The organism is Candidatus Planktophila versatilis, assembly GCF_002288265.1.
Taxonomy (GTDB): domain Bacteria; phylum Actinomycetota; class Actinomycetes; order Nanopelagicales; family Nanopelagicaceae; genus Planktophila; species Planktophila versatilis.
The window spans coordinates 1,189,175-1,204,912 of the sequence record NZ_CP016778.1 but is presented as its reverse complement, the minus strand read 5'-3'; the positions used below and the strand labels follow the sequence as shown (position 1 = coordinate 1,204,912).

Annotated in this window: 16 protein-coding genes; all 16 read left to right on the top strand. The window is 48.2% G+C overall.

Features of this window, described 5'->3' with window-relative positions; translation table 11 throughout:
* The first annotated feature begins 348 nt into the window (after positions 1 to 348).
* The 16 genes from fbaA to A1sIIB76_RS06175 all read left to right on the top strand — a co-directional run bounded on the left by fbaA (position 349) and on the right by A1sIIB76_RS06175 (position 15,733).
* Complete coding sequence (gene fbaA / locus A1sIIB76_RS06250; protein WP_095685082.1) at positions 349 to 1,383, top strand: class II fructose-bisphosphate aldolase; 1,035 nt, start codon at positions 349 to 351, stop codon at positions 1,381 to 1,383.
* A gap of 32 nt (positions 1,384 to 1,415) precedes the next feature.
* Positions 1,416 to 2,699 carry an adenylosuccinate synthase gene (locus A1sIIB76_RS06245; RefSeq protein ID WP_095697259.1) on the top strand — a complete coding sequence of 428 codons (1,284 nt, stop codon included), beginning with the start codon at positions 1,416 to 1,418 and terminating at the stop codon, positions 2,697 to 2,699.
* Between the two features lie 3 nt (positions 2,700 to 2,702).
* Positions 2,703 to 3,947 carry a phosphoribosylamine--glycine ligase gene (purD, locus tag A1sIIB76_RS06240; protein ID WP_095697258.1) on the top strand — a complete coding sequence of 415 codons (1,245 nt, stop codon included), beginning with the start codon at positions 2,703 to 2,705 and terminating at the stop codon, positions 3,945 to 3,947.
* A complete protein-coding gene (gene purB / locus A1sIIB76_RS06235; protein ID WP_095697257.1) occupies positions 3,948 to 5,369 on the top strand; it encodes an adenylosuccinate lyase in 1,422 nt (473 codons plus the stop codon).
* Positions 5,366 to 6,247, top strand: a complete 882-nt coding sequence (locus A1sIIB76_RS06230; RefSeq protein ID WP_095697256.1) for a phosphoribosylaminoimidazolesuccinocarboxamide synthase — start codon at positions 5,366 to 5,368, stop codon at positions 6,245 to 6,247. The genes purB and A1sIIB76_RS06230 overlap by 4 nt, the downstream gene beginning before the upstream one ends.
* Positions 6,248 to 6,268: 21 nt before the next feature.
* Complete coding sequence (gene purS, locus A1sIIB76_RS06225; RefSeq protein ID WP_095697255.1) at positions 6,269 to 6,514, top strand: phosphoribosylformylglycinamidine synthase subunit PurS; 246 nt, start codon at positions 6,269 to 6,271, stop codon at positions 6,512 to 6,514.
* A gap of 5 nt (positions 6,515 to 6,519) precedes the next feature.
* Positions 6,520 to 7,188: a phosphoribosylformylglycinamidine synthase subunit PurQ gene (gene purQ, locus A1sIIB76_RS06220; RefSeq protein ID WP_095697254.1), complete on the top strand. Its 669-nt coding sequence runs from the start codon at positions 6,520 to 6,522 to the stop codon at positions 7,186 to 7,188.
* Positions 7,188 to 9,419 (top strand): phosphoribosylformylglycinamidine synthase subunit PurL, encoded by a 2,232-nt coding sequence (purL, locus tag A1sIIB76_RS06215; RefSeq protein ID WP_095697253.1) that lies wholly within the window; start codon positions 7,188 to 7,190, stop codon positions 9,417 to 9,419. The genes purQ and purL overlap by 1 nt, the downstream gene beginning before the upstream one ends.
* A gap of 6 nt (positions 9,420 to 9,425) precedes the next feature.
* Positions 9,426 to 9,722 carry a sterol carrier family protein gene (locus A1sIIB76_RS06210; RefSeq protein ID WP_095697252.1) on the top strand — a complete coding sequence of 99 codons (297 nt, stop codon included), beginning with the start codon at positions 9,426 to 9,428 and terminating at the stop codon, positions 9,720 to 9,722.
* Positions 9,719 to 11,191, top strand: coding sequence for an amidophosphoribosyltransferase (gene purF, locus A1sIIB76_RS06205; RefSeq protein ID WP_095697251.1), 1,473 nt, complete (start codon positions 9,719 to 9,721; stop codon positions 11,189 to 11,191). Before A1sIIB76_RS06210 ends, purF begins: the two co-directional genes overlap by 4 nt.
* Positions 11,191 to 12,249 carry a phosphoribosylformylglycinamidine cyclo-ligase gene (gene purM, locus A1sIIB76_RS06200; RefSeq protein WP_095697250.1) on the top strand — a complete coding sequence of 353 codons (1,059 nt, stop codon included), beginning with the start codon at positions 11,191 to 11,193 and terminating at the stop codon, positions 12,247 to 12,249. The genes purF and purM overlap by 1 nt, the downstream gene beginning before the upstream one ends.
* Positions 12,250 to 12,254: 5 nt before the next feature.
* Positions 12,255 to 13,586 (top strand): hypothetical protein, encoded by a 1,332-nt coding sequence (locus A1sIIB76_RS06195; RefSeq protein WP_095697249.1) that lies wholly within the window; start codon positions 12,255 to 12,257, stop codon positions 13,584 to 13,586.
* A complete protein-coding gene (locus A1sIIB76_RS06190; RefSeq protein WP_095697248.1) occupies positions 13,583 to 14,278 on the top strand; it encodes a class I SAM-dependent methyltransferase in 696 nt (231 codons plus the stop codon). Before A1sIIB76_RS06195 ends, A1sIIB76_RS06190 begins: the two co-directional genes overlap by 4 nt.
* 120 nt (positions 14,279 to 14,398) lie before the next feature.
* Positions 14,399 to 14,575, top strand: coding sequence for a DUF3073 domain-containing protein (locus tag A1sIIB76_RS06185; RefSeq protein ID WP_095675322.1), 177 nt, complete (start codon positions 14,399 to 14,401; stop codon positions 14,573 to 14,575).
* A gap of 27 nt (positions 14,576 to 14,602) precedes the next feature.
* On the top strand, positions 14,603 to 15,418 hold the full coding sequence (locus A1sIIB76_RS06180) for a DUF8083 family protein (RefSeq protein WP_095697247.1): 816 nt from the start codon (positions 14,603 to 14,605) through the stop codon (positions 15,416 to 15,418).
* 117 nt (positions 15,419 to 15,535) lie between these two features.
* Positions 15,536 to 15,733, top strand: coding sequence for a BldC family transcriptional regulator (locus A1sIIB76_RS06175; protein WP_095675320.1), 198 nt, complete (start codon positions 15,536 to 15,538; stop codon positions 15,731 to 15,733).
* Positions 15,734 to 15,738 lie beyond the last annotated feature (5 nt).

Here is a 15,738-nt window from a genome sequence, read left to right as displayed (position 1 = left end):
TCAACAGAGCGCCAGATTGAGTCCCATTTCTTATCGATGAAGGCTGATGATTCGCAGCTATCGCCACATCCATCTGAAATATGAAAGGAAAATTATGACAATCGCAGCCATCATTACAATTCTGCTCAAAATCCTCGGCAACCCCGCCCTCATAGCAGGGCTGATCGCCTACCTGCAGAAACTCCTCCACCCGTAGGGGGTTTACCGCCTGCAGCTGCTCCCGCGTAGTAAGTGAGTCGATTTTTCTTACGCGGGGGTAGGTGGTTGGATTAGGCGTAAGCCTGACAAAGACCCAGTGCCGCGTCGATGCGTTTACACCAGTTCTACTCACTCACTTGGGAGCCTCAGATGCCAATAGCAACCCCTGAAGTTTATGCAGCAATGTTAGACCGCGCGAAAGCGGGATCATTTGCTTATCCAGCAATCAACGTTTCCTCATCACAAACAATCATCGGAGCAATTCGTGGTTTCGCCGAAGCAGAATCCGATGGAATTATTCAATTTTCTTGGGGCGGAGCCGAATACGCCTCCGGTTCAACGGTAAAGCACATGGTTGATGGCGCAGTAGCGCTAGCAGAGTTCGCCCATGTGGTGGCCAAGAATTACAAAGTCAATATTGGTATTCACACAGATCACTGCCCAGCAGAGAAGCTAGATGGATTCATGCGTCCGCTTCTTGAATTCGGTGCGCAGCGAATTAAAGAAGGCAAGCAGCCACTATTTAACTCACATATGTGGGATGGATCAGCTGTTGATATGCCAGAGAATATGAAGGTCGCTCGCGAACTTCTTGATAAATCTGTTGCAGCTCGCACCGTGCTTGAAATTGAAATTGGCGTCGTGGGCGGAGAAGAAGATGGCATCGAGGCAAAGCATGATGCAAAGCTCTACTCAACTCCAGAAGATGCCCTTCTCACTATTGAAACTCTCGGCACAGATGCAAAAGCTCGGTACATGGTGGCAGCAACATTTGGAAATGTGCACGGTGTATATAAGCCAGGAAACGTTGTATTGCAGCCAAAGATTCTAAAGACTTTGCAAGAGGCAGTTGCGGCAAAGCTTGGTTTACCTGCTGGAAGTAAGCCTATGGATCTCGTCTTTCATGGCGGCTCTGGCTCACTACTTTCAGAGATTCGCGAGTCACTTGATTACGGCGTGATCAAGATGAATGTTGATACCGATACCCAGTACGCCTTTACCCGCCCAGTCGTTGACCACATCATGAAGAATTACGATGGTGTCTTAAAGATTGACGGCGAAGTGGGAAATAAGAAGGCCTACGACCCACGTGCGTGGGGCAAAGCGGCAGAAGCGGGAATCGCAGCACGCGTTGGCGTAGCATGTGAAGACCTTCGCTCCACCGGCACATCACTACTTAAATAACAACCTAACAACGAGTCGGAAAGGCTTTATCCATGCCTGCATTAGTACTGCTGGGAGCTCAGTGGGGCGATGAGGGCAAGGGTAAAGCTACCGACTTGTTGGGCGATCGCGTTGATTACGTTGTTCGCTATCAAGGTGGAAACAATGCAGGTCACACAGTTGTTATCGGCGATCAGAAGTACGCCTTGCACCTCCTGCCTTCTGGAATTCTTTCGCCCAATGTAATTCCAGTTATTGCCAATGGTGTTGTTATTGACCCAGGTGTATTACTTGAAGAAATTAAAGGGCTGACCGAACGCGGAATTGATTGCAGCAAGTTAGTGATATCAACGAACGCACATCTGATTACTCCTTACCACCGCACCATCGATAAAGTCTCTGAGCGTTTTCTAGGCAAATCAAAGATTGGTACAACTGGTCGTGGAATTGGTCCGGCCTATGCTGACAAGATCAACCGCATTGGAATTCGTGTACAAGATCTATTTGATCCATCAATTCTTCGTCAGAAGCTAGAAGCAGCGCTACGCGATAAGAACCAAGTTCTGATCAAGGTTTTCAACCGGAAAGATATTGAGGTCGATGAAGTATTAGAAGAGTATTTACGTTACGCCGAGATTTTGCGCCCTTACGTCGCAGATACTGTGTTGCTGCTTGATAACGCGCTCAAAGCTGGCAAACGAGTACTTCTTGAAGGTTCGCAAGGAACGCTCCTTGATGTCGATCATGGAACCTACCCATTTGTTACTTCATCTAACCCAACCGCGGGCGGTGCATGTACAGGATCAGGAATCGGACCAACAAAGATTGATCGCGTCATTGGAATTGTTAAGGCTTACACAACTCGCGTTGGGTCAGGTCCATTTCCAACAGAACTCTTCGATGAAGACGGTGAGAAGCTACGCACCATTGGCGGTGAAGTCGGTGTGACAACGGGCCGTGCACGCCGATGCGGTTGGTATGACGCACCTATCGCCCGCTATGCGGTGCGAGTCAATGGACTCACCGATTTCTTCTTGACCAAACTCGATGTATTAACTGGATGGGAACAAATTCCAGTCTGTGTTGCATATGAAATCGATGGTAAGCGCGTTGAGGAACTTCCTGCGTCACAAACAGATTTTCACCATGCAAAACCAATCTATGAATATTTGCCAGGGTGGAAAGAAGATATCTCTGGCGCTAAGAAGTTGAGCGATCTGCCTAAGAACGCGCAGGATTACGTGAGCTTCCTGGAAAAGATTTCTGGTGCACCAATGAGCGCCATCGGCGTTGGTCCCGGGCGCACTCAAACAATTGTTGTGAAGGATTTCATCTAAGCCATGAAAATCCTCCTAGTCGGAAGCGGCGGCCGTGAGCACGCACTCGCACTAGGACTACAGGCAGATACAGCATGTACCGAACTCCATGTAGCACCAGGAAATCCTGGCATTGCAACTATTGCCACAATTCATCCAGTTGCTGTGACAGATAATGATGCAATCTGCGAGTTAGCTACGAAGTTAGAAGTTGATTTAGTAGTCATTGGCCCAGAAGTTCCACTTGTTAATGGTGTTGCAGATGTATTGCGCAGCGCTGGTTTTGCCGTCTTTGGTCCCTCAAAGGCCGCAGCGCAACTTGAAGGTTCTAAAGATTTCGCAAAAGGGGTCATGCGCGATGCTGGAGTTCCCACTGCGCATAGTTTTACTTGTACTAAGCAATCAGAGATAGAGATAGCACTCGACAATTTTGGTGCGCCCTATGTTGTTAAAGATGATGGCCTTGCCGCAGGTAAGGGAGTGGTGGTCACCAGTGATCGCGATGTCGCACTGGCGCATGCGCTTACATGCACCCGTGTTGTTATTGAAGAATATTTAGCTGGCCCAGAAATTTCACTCTTTGGAATTTCAGATGGCCGAAACATTTTACCGATGCAACCTGCGCAAGATTTCAAACGCGCCTTCGATGGCGATCTGGGACCAAACACCGGAGGCATGGGGGCATACTCGCCACTTGCCTGGGCACCGGATGACATCGTTGAAGAAACCTATGAGAAAGTATTAGCGCCCATGATTGCCGAGATGGCAGCGCGGGGGACTCCCTTTGTGGGGCTGCTCTATGCCGGGTTAGCGCTGACCGATGATGGAATCCGAGTGATTGAATTTAATGCGCGTTTTGGAGATCCGGAAACACAAGTACTTATTCCACGATTGGTAACACCGCTGGCCACACTTCTCTATAAGGCTGCTACCGATGATCTAGATGATGAAGTTCTGCACTGGCGTGATGAAAGCGCCGTCACTGTTGTACTTGCAGCTGGCGGATATCCGGAATCACCCAAGACGGGCGGAGTCATCACATTAAAACCCACAGTTGAGAAAACCCAGATTTTTCACTCTGGCACAACACAGAACGGAGCATCGCTACTCTCAAGTGGCGGCCGGGTGCTGACAATTACCGGAATGGGCGCTGATCTCACCGAAGCTCGGGACCGCGCATATCGAGTCATCTCACAGATTGCACTCGAAGGCTCTTTCTACCGCAGCGATATCGCACTTAATGCGTCGGTGGCAGAGAAGGGCAATTAAATGGAGGAGAATGCACCAGTGAGCGTATTAGCTAATCGTTATGCATCCGCCGAGATGCGCAAAGTCTTTGCGCCCGAAGAAAAAATCATTGCTGAACGCAAACTCTGGATTGCAGTAGCCAAGGCGCAAGCAAAGCTAGGGCATGTGATTGCTGACTCAGTAATCGCAGATTATGAAAAAGTTATATCAAAAGTAGATCTAGCATCTATCGATGCCCGCGAGAAGATCACTCGCCACGATGTCAAAGCCCGTATCGAAGAATTTAACGCACTTTCTGGCCACGAAGCAATCCATGCCGGAATGACCAGTCGTGATCTGACCGAAAATATTGAAGCACTTCAAGTTCGCAATGGACTTTCGATTGTTCACAATAAGACAGTCGCACTCCTTGCCGCACTTGCTGCAAAAGCAGCGCTGTACTCGGACCAACCCATTGCTGGGCGCTCACATAATGTTCCAGCACAGATAACAACTCTGGGGAAGCGTTTTGCATCAGCGGCGGAAGAACTTCTCTTTGCCTATGAACGACTTGTCTCTCTTCAAGATCGCTATCCCATGCGCGGAATTAAAGGTCCAGTTGGAACAGCGCAAGATTCGATTGATCTCTTGGGTTCAACCGAAGCCCATCAGAAACTGGAATCTGCTATCGCAGCTGAACTTGGTTTCAACCGGGTATTAGATTCAACTGGTCAGGTCTATCCGCGCTCACTTGATTACGATGTAGTAACAACTCTTGTTCAAATTGCGGCTTCTCCTTCCTCGCTTGCTACATCCATTCGACTGATGGCTGGTGCTGAACTTGTCACTGAAGGCTTTAGGGCCGGACAAGTGGGCTCATCTGCCATGCCACACAAGATGAATACCCGTTCATGCGAACGAGTAAATGGACTCACTGTCATTCTTCGCGGATATGCATCGATGGTCTCTGAACTCGCTGGCAATCAATGGAATGAAGGCGATGTTTCATGCAGCGTTGTTCGCCGAGTCGCCCTACCTGATGCGTTCTATGCTATCGATGGGCTACTTGAAACCATGCTCACAGTCCTGAATGAGTTTGGTGCATTCCCGGCCATTATTGCGGCAGAGCTAGAAAGATACTTGCCGTTCTTAGCGACAACAAAGATTTTGATGGCTTCAGTAAAAGCAGGAGTCGGTCGCGAAGTTGCACATGAAGTGATTAAGGAACATGCAGTTGCGGCAGCACTAGGAATGCGCGAAGGAAAGCAAAATAATTTCCTTGATGCGATTGCACAAGATAATCGCATTCCATTCGACAGAGCAGCACTCGATGCACTCATTGGAAATCCACTTGAATTTACTGGCGATGCTCGCCAACAAGTTGCTCGAGTTGTGAGTCGCATTGAGGCGATTTCATCCGCGCACCCTGCCGCTGCGCAGTACAAGCCCGGCTCTATTCGGTGAGCGGCTTCGGTGTAGCTGGCCCGCCGCCAGCACCATCGATTGAGGGTTGGAACCACCTTCGCACCGGAAAAGTCCGCGACTTATATTCAAATGAATCGGGCGAAATTCTGCTTGTGGCATCTGATCGCATTTCAGCTTTCGATTGGGTATTGCCAACAACTATTCCTAATAAGGGTGCAATCCTGACTCAGCTCTCACTCTTCTGGTTTGAATTACTTGCCGACATCGTTCCTAACCATGTCATCTCTGATGAGGTACCCGAATCTGTTGCTGATCGCGCAGTTATTGTGCAACCGCTTGAAATGTTTGCCATTGAATGTGTGGGCCGTGGATATCTGACCGGCAGCGGGCTGGTGGAATACAAAATCAACCAAGAAGTGTGTGGAAATCCACTTCCAGCAGGGTTATTAGATGGTTCAGCCCTGCCAGCAAGCATTTTCACGCCAGCAACAAAGGCTGAAGTAGGTGATCACGATATCAATATAGATTTCCAGAGCGCGAGCAAAATAGTCGGGGCAGAAGCAGCCGAAGATCTTCGCCGGCTTACTCTTGCTCTCTATGACACTGCAGCCGATTTCGCACGCGGGCGTGGCATCATTTTGGCAGATACTAAATTTGAATTTGGAATTAATATGGCGGGTGAAATTACACTAGGAGATGAAGCTCTCACTCCAGATTCATCAAGATTTTGGGAATCTGATGGTTGGGCTCCTGGAAAATCACAACCTTCTTTTGATAAACAATTTGTACGTGATTGGTTAACTGCTAGTGGCTGGGATAAGAAATCTGCGCCACCAGAGCTACCAGCAGAAATTGTTGCGAAGACAGCAGCACGTTATCAAGATGCATATGAACGAATTACCGGCAGTAAGTTCTAAGCGAAAACTAGGGAGATAAAAATGGCAAAGATCGTGGTTGATGTGATGTTAAAGCCCGAAATTCTTGACCCACAAGGAAAGGCCGTTGCTGCTGCCCTTCCACGACTTGGATTTAGCTTTGCCAAAGATGTCAGACAAGGAAAGCGATTTGAAATAGAGGTAGATGGGGATCCAACGCCATCACAGTTGGCCGAAGTTGAGAAGGCAGCCGAAAAATTGTTATCAAATCCAGTGATTGAAAACTTCACAGTGCGAGTGGAGAAGTAGAAGTTATGAAAATAGGTGTTGTTACTTTTCCAGGCACGCTTGATGATCGAGATGCGGCCCGCGCAGTTCGTCACGCAGGTGGGGAAGCCATATCTTTGTGGCATAACGACGCCGATTTAAAAGGGGTAGATGCAGTCATTCTTCCCGGCGGTTTTTCCTACGGTGATTATCTTCGCTGCGGTGCGATCTCGCGCTTTTCGCCAGTGATGGAGCCCATCATTGATGCAGCTAATGGCGGGATGCCGCTTCTCGGTATCTGTAACGGCTTTCAGGTACTTGCCGAAGCGCATTTGATTCCGGGGGCACTCACACGTAATCACGAGCTACATTTCTTATGTCGCGACCAGAAACTTAAGATTGAAAATACAAACACTGCATGGACTTCTTCCTATACCCAAGGTCAAGAAATTCTAATCCCGCTAAAAAATGGCGAAGGCGCATATATGTGCGATGACAAGACCCTGGCAGAGCTAGAAGGTGAAGGTCGCATCATTGCGCGATATGTCGGTGAAGATCCAAATGGATCTCGCAATCTCATTGCCGGCATCACTAATGCACGTGGAAATGTTGTTGGTCTGATGCCCCACCCAGAACATGCAATTGATTCACTGACCGGACCATCAGCAGATGGTTTGGGCTTCTTTACTTCAGTATTGAAAACCTTGGTGGGCTAATGGCACTTGATACCGTTGCAATTGCCCAAGCTAATCCAGATGCAACTCAACCTTTTGCAGAACTTGGGTTGAAAGCAGATGAATATGCAAGCATTAAAAAGATTCTAGGACGGCGCCCCACTTCCTCAGAGCTAGCCATGTATTCAGTGATGTGGTCTGAACACTGTTCGTATAAATCATCAAAAGTTCACTTGAAGCAATTTGGTGAGAAGGCAGTCAAAAGTGATGCGCTCCTGGTTGGTATTGGTGAAAATGCTGGCGTTGTTGATGTCGGACAAGGCTATGCCGTAACTTTTAAAATTGAATCTCATAACCACCCATCATTTATCGAGCCATATCAAGGCGCTGCCACCGGTGTGGGTGGAATCGTGCGTGACATTCTTACAATGGGTGCACGGCCAATTGCAATCATGGATCCACTTCGTTTTGGACCAGCAGATGCACCAGATACTCGTCGCGTACTACCTGGAATCATTGCTGGTGTTGGTGGATATGGAAACTGCTTAGGTTTGCCAAATATTGGTGGCGAAGTTGTCTTTGATGAAACATATATTGGAAACCCACTGGTCAATGCCCTCTGCGTAGGCGTCATGAAACATAGCGATATTAAGCTCGCAAAAGCAGCCGGTGCCGGAAATCTCGTAGTTCTTTACGGAGCAAAAACCGGCGGTGATGGAATCGGTGGCGTATCTGTACTTGCATCAGAGACATTTGAATCTAAGGGACCAGCAAAGCGTCCGGCAGTTCAGGTGGGCGACCCCTTTGTTGAAAAAGTCTTGATTGAATGTTCACTTGAGATATTTGCCGAAGATCTCGTTGTTGGAATTCAAGATTTGGGTGGTGCGGGACTTTCTTGTGCTACCTCAGAACTCGCATCCGGCGGTTCAGGTGGAATGAAAGTGCAGTTAGATAAAGTTCCGCTGCGCGACCCATCACTTTCACCAGAAGAAATCTTGATGTCTGAATCACAAGAGCGGATGTGCGCAATTGTGGAGCCAAGCAAGATTGCACGTTTCCTTGAAATCTGCGAGAAATGGGATGTCACAGTTAATGTGATTGGTGAAGTCACCGATGGCAAACACCTTGAAATTACCTGGAACGGCGAACTTATTGTTGATGTCCCACCTCGCACAGTTGCCCATGATGGACCGGTCTATCAACGTCCACTGGCACAACCTTCCTATATTGATGCGGTTGCCAAGGAAGTAATCAACGTTCCTATTCCATCAACGCCAGATGAAATCAAAGCTACCGTTTTGAAGTTGGCAGTAACTCCAAATTTGGCAGATAAATCATGGGTCACCAATCAATACGATCGTTATGTTCAAGGAAATACCATTCAATCGCAACCTGATGATTCCGGAATGGTGCGTATTGATGAGAAGACACATCTGGGTGTGGCAGTTGCAACAGATGCCAACGCCAATTGGTCTTACTTAAATCCTTACCAGGGTGCGAAGTTAGCTCTGGCAGAAGCAGCACGAAATATTGCAACTGCAGGCGCTAAACCACTTGCGGTGACCAACTGTCTTAACTTTGGCTCACCGGAAGATCCTGGTGTGATGTGGCAATTCGCCGAATCTGTGCGCGGGTTAGCAGATGGATGTTTAGAGATGGGACTACCTATTACCGGTGGAAACGTCTCGTTTTATAACCAGACGGGATCTGTTGCAATCCTTCCTACCCCAGTCATTGGTGTACTTGGTGTCATTGATGATGTGCGCACGCGCACGCCGATGTCATTTGATCGCGCTGGCCTTGATCTCTATCTCCTTGGTGAAACAAAGGAAGACTTGGCTGGAAGCGAATGGGCATATTTGCATAATCAGCGTGGCGGTATTGCACCGATTGCAGATCTTCAACGTGAGATGCGTCTGATAGAACTTCTTGTGGCTGGTCGCACAAAGAAGATATTTACTGCAGCTCATGACTTAAGCCAGGGCGGCTTAGCGGCAACACTGACAGAGATGGTGCTGCGCCATCACACAGGTGCAACAATCCAATTGGAGAACGTTGGAATTGCACTGTTGAGTGAGAGCCCAGGTCGCGTTGTTGTGGCAATTGATCCTGCCCAAACCAATGCACTCACAAGTGAGGCAGCAGCGCAAAAGATTGCACTGACAAAGATTGGTGTAACTGGTGGAGATGCTCTTGTTATCAATGGCGCAGCTATTGCGCTAGCTGAACTGCACACAGCACACACGCAAACATTTCCGAAGTTGTTTGGCTAATTAGCTATGCGCGACCCAGTTGTTCTTCAAGAAGTAAAAGCAACGCTTGCACTTCTGACCGAACGTTCGCCAGGGCGCGCGATAGAAGTACGAGTTCCTCCCTATGCCGCAGTGCAGTGTGGTGAAGGCCCCACACATACGCGCGGAACTCCAGCTAATGTGATTGAGATGGATGCCCAGACCTGGCTCGCACTCGCTCGCGGTGAACGCACCTGGGCCGATGCAATGGCAGCAGGTCTGATTACTGCCTCAGGTGTTCGAGCAGACCTCACTTCACTTCTACCGCTTAAGATTGCGCCATGAGCCGGCGCCCAGATGGATTGTTAAATCACAATCTGCTCGATGCTGACCTTGGACCACAAGATGCCTGTGGTGTTTTCGGAGTATGGGCACCGGGTGAAGAGGTAGCAAAGCTCACCTTCTATGGTTTGTATGCACTTCAACATCGTGGGCAAGAATCAGCAGGTATCGCAACATCTGATGGTGAAAGAATCTTGATTTATAAGGATATGGGTCTTGTTTCCCAAGTATTTACCGAGACCGACCTAGCTTCCCTGGTTGGCAATCTTGCCATTGGTCACTGTCGTTACAGCACAACCGGATCTAGTACCTGGGTAAATGCCCAGCCCACACTTCGACCTACGAAGTATGGAACGTTAGCTCTTGCACATAATGGAAATCTGACAAATACCGGCTCTCTTGCTGAAATTGTGCAAAAGTTAGAGACAAACCTTTCAAAGAATGAACGCGGTGCCACAACTGACACTGAAATCATGACCGCACTCATTGGTCTGCAAGATGAGAACAATGTGGAGGCAAGTGCACTTGCAGTCTTGCCAAAACTTGAAGGTGCATTCTCACTCGTCTTTATGGATGAACATACCTTGTATGCAGCCCGTGATCGCCATGGTGTTCGACCACTTGTCATTGGCAAACTCGAACGCGGTTGGGTAGTCGCATCTGAATCTGCCGCCCTGGATATTGTCGGTGCCGCATTTGTTCGTGAAGTTGAACCTGGTGAATTCCTTGCCATCAATGAAGATGGAATTCGTTCGCAGATGTGGGCAACACCTGATCCCAAAGGCTGCATCTTTGAATATGTCTATCTAGCTCGTCCTGACACAACAATTGCTGGCCAGGGTATCCACGCCGTGCGCGGGCGAATTGGTCAGCGCTTAGCTATCGAGGCTCCCGTGGATGCAGATCTTGTTATTCCAGTTCCTGAATCTGGAACACCAGCAGCAATTGGTTATGCAAAGCAATCTGGAATCCCATATGGCCTTGGCCTGGTGAAAAACTCCTATGTGGGGCGCACATTTATCCAGCCATCACAGACCATTCGCCAACTTGGAATTCGTTTGAAACTTAATCCACTTCGCGAAATCATTGAAGGTAAGCGCATCATCGTTGTCGATGACTCAATTGTCCGTGGAAATACCCAACGGGCACTTGTTCGTATGTTGCGCGAAGCTGGAGCCCTGGAAATCCATGTTCGTATCTCATCCCCACCTGTGAAATGGCCCTGCTTCTATGGAATTGATTTTGCTACCCGCGCCGAACTCATTGCTAGTGGCTTAGAAGTCGAAGAAATTCGCCGTTCCATTGGCGCGGATTCACTTGCCTATGTCTCTGAGGCAGGCCTGATTGAAGCCACAAATGTCGCCGAAGATAAGTTATGCACTGCATGTTTCTCCGGTAAATATCCCATTGCAATCCCAACAGATATGTCTGAAGGAAAGATGCGCCTAGAAATCACAGAGGTTCACAAGTAGTGGCAACATATAAAGATGCTGGTGTTGATATTGATGCTGGAGATCGCGCAGTCGAATTAATGAAGGCATCTATTGCGCGCGCTTCACGCCCAGAGGTAATGGGTGGCATTGGCGGATTTGCTGGACTCTTCGATGCATCTGCGCTCAAAGGCATGAAGCAGCCACTTCTTGCAACATCGACAGATGGCGTTGGCACAAAAACTGAGATTGCTCGCCAATTAGGAAAGTACGACACCATTGGTGAAGACCTGGTTGCGATGGTTGTTGACGATCTTGTTGTTTGCGGGGCAGAACCCTTGTTTATGACTGATTACATCGCAGTTGGCAAAGTAATTCCTGAGCGAATTGCAGATATCGTTGCCGGAATTGCACGTGGGTGCCAGAAGTCAGGAACCGCTCTCATTGGTGGTGAAACTGCTGAACACCCTGGCCTACTTGATGAGGATGAGTTTGATATTGCAGGCGCGGCAACCGGTGTGGTCGATGCTGAGAAACAATTAAGTGCCGAGCGAGTTAAAAGTGGAGATTTGATTATCGCAATGCCGGCAAGTGGCTTTCATGCAAATGGGTATTCACTGATTCGCCACATTCTGAGCTCACAGAAACTTGATCTCAATAAAAAGTATGAAGGATTACATGCCACGCTTGGAGAAGTCCTGCTGACTCCTACTGAAATTTACACACTTGATTGTTTAGCACTGATTAAGGCTCAAGGAGAAAAGTTGCGCACCTTTAGCCACATCACTGGTGGGGGAATAGCCGATAACACTGCGCGCGTTATTCCGGCCGGGTTGCGTGCGCGATATGACCGCTCAACTTGGTCACTACCTATGGCAACACAGTTTTTAGCAGAAAGTGCATCGGTGCCCCAAGCAGATATGGAACGCACCTGGAATTGCGGCATCGGCATGAGTGCCATCGTTGATCCAGCCATTGGTGATCTGGTTATTCGCTCCCTAGCAGCTCGTGGAATGTCGGCCTGGATTGCGGGAGTCGTTGAGCCTGCTCAAGATAATGATGCCCCACGTTCATACTTGGTCTCTGAGTACAAAGGATAAATTCAATGGCAGGTAAGTCAAAGATGGCCCGTCAACAACAAGTGAAGCAGAGTAAGAACGTTAATTTCTACATCATTGCGATTCCGGTTCTTGGTTTTCTTATCAAGTTGATCACCATGATTAACACCCCCAATGGCGGTTGGCTTGGCGCAGATGGTGAAAATTACTTCAGTGGCGTTGACGGATTGCTTGCAGATGGATATTTATCGGATAAGGACGTTCTTTCCTACTGGCCAGCCGGATATCCCATACTGCTGTGGGGCTTAGCGAAGATATCAGTCACACAAATAATTTGGCTCATTTCAATTACGCAGACCCTCTTCTATGCCTACGCCAGCTACTACTTTGTTAAGCAACTTCGCGATACGAAATTGCGCCCTTATCTATTTCTCATCGGGATCATTCTTGCCATTAATCCCACCCTTTCCTTAAGTTCGATGGCAGTTGGTTATGAAAGCCCAATCGCAGCATGCATGTTGATGGTTGTGGGTCTGATTATCAAATCTTTGCAGAGCCCCAATGATCGCCGTTTGGTAATTCGAGTTCTTGGTGTGGGTGGTTTCTCGGCCCTTGCCACATTTATGCAGCCGCGTTGGATTCTGACCTCAATTGTCATTGCAGTGGTGTGGGCGTTGATGTCTAAGAGCCGCAAAGTGCAGGCCCTGATTCTTGTGGGCGTTATTGGAGTAATGGCAATTGCGCCGGCAATCCTTATTCAACGCAACGTGGCATCGATTGATAAACCAATTATCTCAACAAATATCTCTGCTGCGCTCAAGATAGGAACTGGTCCGGAGACATCTGGTGGCTATGATCACACAGGTCCAAACATTAAATGTGAGTCAAAAGTCAAAGGTGAGCAACCATCAGATGGTGAATTCCTGGCCTGCGCAGCAAAATGGTATGTATCCAACCCAATCAAGACTCTGCAATTAACATGGAATAAATCAATCTATTTCTGGTCGCCGTGGAGTGGTCCGATAGCTAACGGCACGATGGCCAGAAACCCTTGGTTAAAAATAAATCCAATTATTCATATTGGAAAGAATTCTCAAGACGGCAATGATTTGGTTTACGGAATCGGTGGAAAAATCATTTCTTGGATCTGGTTGCTATCTGGCCTTGCTCTGCTGTTCTATGGGTTTGTTGCCTTAAAGCGCCTTGGAAACGTGGAGAAACATCTCTCTTACCTTTTACTTCTACCAGTAATTGCGTCATGGCTTGCAAGTGTTGCAACAATTGGGGATCATCGATTCAGAATTCCAACGATGTCGTTGAGCTTGGTGCTACAGGTTGTGGGATTTGTGTTTCTAAAGCAGAGATTTACTAAAAGATGAGTAAATCCGAATCAAATCGCGGAAATGTAGAGCTCTACTACAAGGAGTACTACTCCCGGATGATGGGACATGACTCCGATGGAATTCTGAGTATTTTGTGGAAGTACCCGCATAAGGTGATGGAAAAACCATTTCGCTCTAATGCAGGAAGTCATATTCTTGAACTTGGTTTTGGCGAAGGCGAACACATAGGATTTGTTTCACAAGGATATGAGAGATATCTTGCAACAGATATCGATGCTGACAGATTAAACCGAATAAAGGGATTCCTGCCGTCATCTGCATCCGTTTTGGCCTGCGATGCACTTGCGCTTCCTTTTGAGGATGCTATTTTTGATCGAGTGATTGCTACATGCTTGATTGCGCATCTTTCTAATCCTGAACAAGCGATGATTGAATGGCGGCGGGTTTTAAAGCCTGGTGGGAAACTAACGATGTATGTTCCATGTGAACCGGGTCTTTCCCTCCGACTTTTTAGAAAACTCTTTACGGCACCGAAGGCTAAAAAGCTCGGTTTCGATGGCTTTAATCTTTATATTTCCAGGGACCACATCAATGACGCCTTCAGGGTCCTGAATATTGCAGCTGAGGTCTTTAGGGCCGATTCATTCAAACAGGTTTTTCGGCCCTTCTTCTTCCGATCCTGGTATCTGAACCTCTTCTGCATCGTCCAGATATCCAAGGCGAAGTAAGGCAGGGCCAGGCCCCTTATTCAGGCTAAAACGCGCTCATTTGCGGTGGCTTTGGAGTCAAGTGCCAAGGCGCGATAACCTACGCGTCTGACACGCTAGATATTCGTAAGGAGGTCGCCCATGGGTCGCGGCCGTGCAAAAGCAAAGCAGACCAAAGTCGCTCGCGATTTAAAGTACAACTCTCAGGAGATGGACCTCGATCGCCTTGCCAAAGAACTTCATGGCGATACTCCGAGCCAGCAAAATCAAGAGGATGACGATCCGTTTGCTGAAGGAAATTACATCCCTCGCGCATAAGTAGTTTTTCTACATAGACTTTTCTATGTGAGACCAACCCCGTATGTCGCATCCCTGCGCATCTACGAACCTCTTTCCGCATTTGATTCCCTTGACCGACTTCGTTGGCAGAGTATTGATGCAAATACTGATACTCGCAAAGAAGAGCAAGCGCTCGCACTTCGCAGACTAGTATTTCCAGAACCACCAGCAGGTCGCCCCGATGGTGCACATGTATTAGATATCAAAGACACTCGTTATGTATCACCATGGTCAACTGCAACCCGTTGTTGGGCAGCACTCGATGATTTTAAAGAATCACTGCCATCATCGATTACTCCATTTTTTATCTCATCGGCCCTGGAAGAAGTAATCACAACGGGAGTAGATCTCATTGAAGATCGAGTTCCGCATATCATCACCGAAACCTGGGTGATTCCACCGCGCTGGTTCTCACTATTTACTCCGGAAGAGCGGGTGCGCGGGGAAGATGACGATGGTCCGTTTTCATTTGCGCGAACAACAATGGCTAAAGCTCGCGAACGTGCTATGAGTTCGCATGAAATTGTCTTGGGTGCATTTGGCCAAGGCCCAGTCGAAGGAGAAATTGAGAATTTACTCGATTGGCTTGAGCTCTTTCACCCAGAGTCACTGGTGGAGTTAGATTACGGCGGCTTGGCCGCATACCTTGATGCTTCACTTCGAGCGCAAGGTAAAGATGGTCTTGATGACGATACTTCGATCGAAGATGTTGCGCATAGCTTGTCTGGATTGGCAGCAGCCGATGGCGCCATCGCCGGGCAGGGCTATGAAAAGCTTGTTTCGCGCTGGAGATTGGTGCAAGGGTTCGAATCAGCAACCTAATCTTCATATTTCGGTAAGAAGCTCGGTATTGCCACCAGCGTGGTGGTGGGGAATACTTCGCGACATAACGGCCCAAATCGGACACTCGAATAAGGCCAAGTTTTTTGGAGGAAATACATGAGTCGTCTGCCTGATGCAGAAGTGCTTCTGACTCCGCGCGAGGTTGCCGACTTATTTGGCGTTGATCCCAAGACCGTTACTCGTTGGGCGAAAGCCGGAAAACTCACTTCGATTCGCACGCTAGGTGGACATCGTAGATATCGTAAATCTGAAGTCGATGATCTTCGCCAAAATTACTTCAAGGCACAGAATTAGCTAAC

Excerpts from the sequence above, each read along its gene's own strand:
- fbaA (WP_095685082.1), top strand. The coding sequence starts at position 349 with ATGCCAATAGCAACCCCTGAAGTTTATGCAGCAATGTTAGACCGCGCG.
- A1sIIB76_RS06245 (WP_095697259.1), top strand. The coding sequence starts at position 1,416 with ATGCCTGCATTAGTACTGCTGGGAGCTCAGTGGGGCGATGAGGGCAAG.
- purD (WP_095697258.1), top strand. The coding sequence starts at position 2,703 with ATGAAAATCCTCCTAGTCGGAAGCGGCGGCCGTGAGCACGCACTCGCA.
- purB (WP_095697257.1), top strand. The coding sequence starts at position 3,948 with ATGGAGGAGAATGCACCAGTGAGCGTATTAGCTAATCGTTATGCATCC.
- purS (WP_095697255.1), top strand. The coding sequence starts at position 6,269 with ATGGCAAAGATCGTGGTTGATGTGATGTTAAAGCCCGAAATTCTTGAC.
- purQ (WP_095697254.1), top strand. The coding sequence starts at position 6,520 with ATGAAAATAGGTGTTGTTACTTTTCCAGGCACGCTTGATGATCGAGAT.
- purL (WP_095697253.1), top strand. The coding sequence starts at position 7,188 with ATGGCACTTGATACCGTTGCAATTGCCCAAGCTAATCCAGATGCAACT.
- A1sIIB76_RS06210 (WP_095697252.1), top strand. The coding sequence starts at position 9,426 with ATGCGCGACCCAGTTGTTCTTCAAGAAGTAAAAGCAACGCTTGCACTT.
- purF (WP_095697251.1), top strand. The coding sequence starts at position 9,719 with ATGAGCCGGCGCCCAGATGGATTGTTAAATCACAATCTGCTCGATGCT.
- A1sIIB76_RS06195 (WP_095697249.1), top strand. The coding sequence starts at position 12,255 with ATGGCAGGTAAGTCAAAGATGGCCCGTCAACAACAAGTGAAGCAGAGT.
- A1sIIB76_RS06190 (WP_095697248.1), top strand. The coding sequence starts at position 13,583 with ATGAGTAAATCCGAATCAAATCGCGGAAATGTAGAGCTCTACTACAAG.
- A1sIIB76_RS06185 (WP_095675322.1), top strand. The coding sequence starts at position 14,399 with ATGGGTCGCGGCCGTGCAAAAGCAAAGCAGACCAAAGTCGCTCGCGAT.
- A1sIIB76_RS06175 (WP_095675320.1), top strand. The coding sequence starts at position 15,536 with ATGAGTCGTCTGCCTGATGCAGAAGTGCTTCTGACTCCGCGCGAGGTT.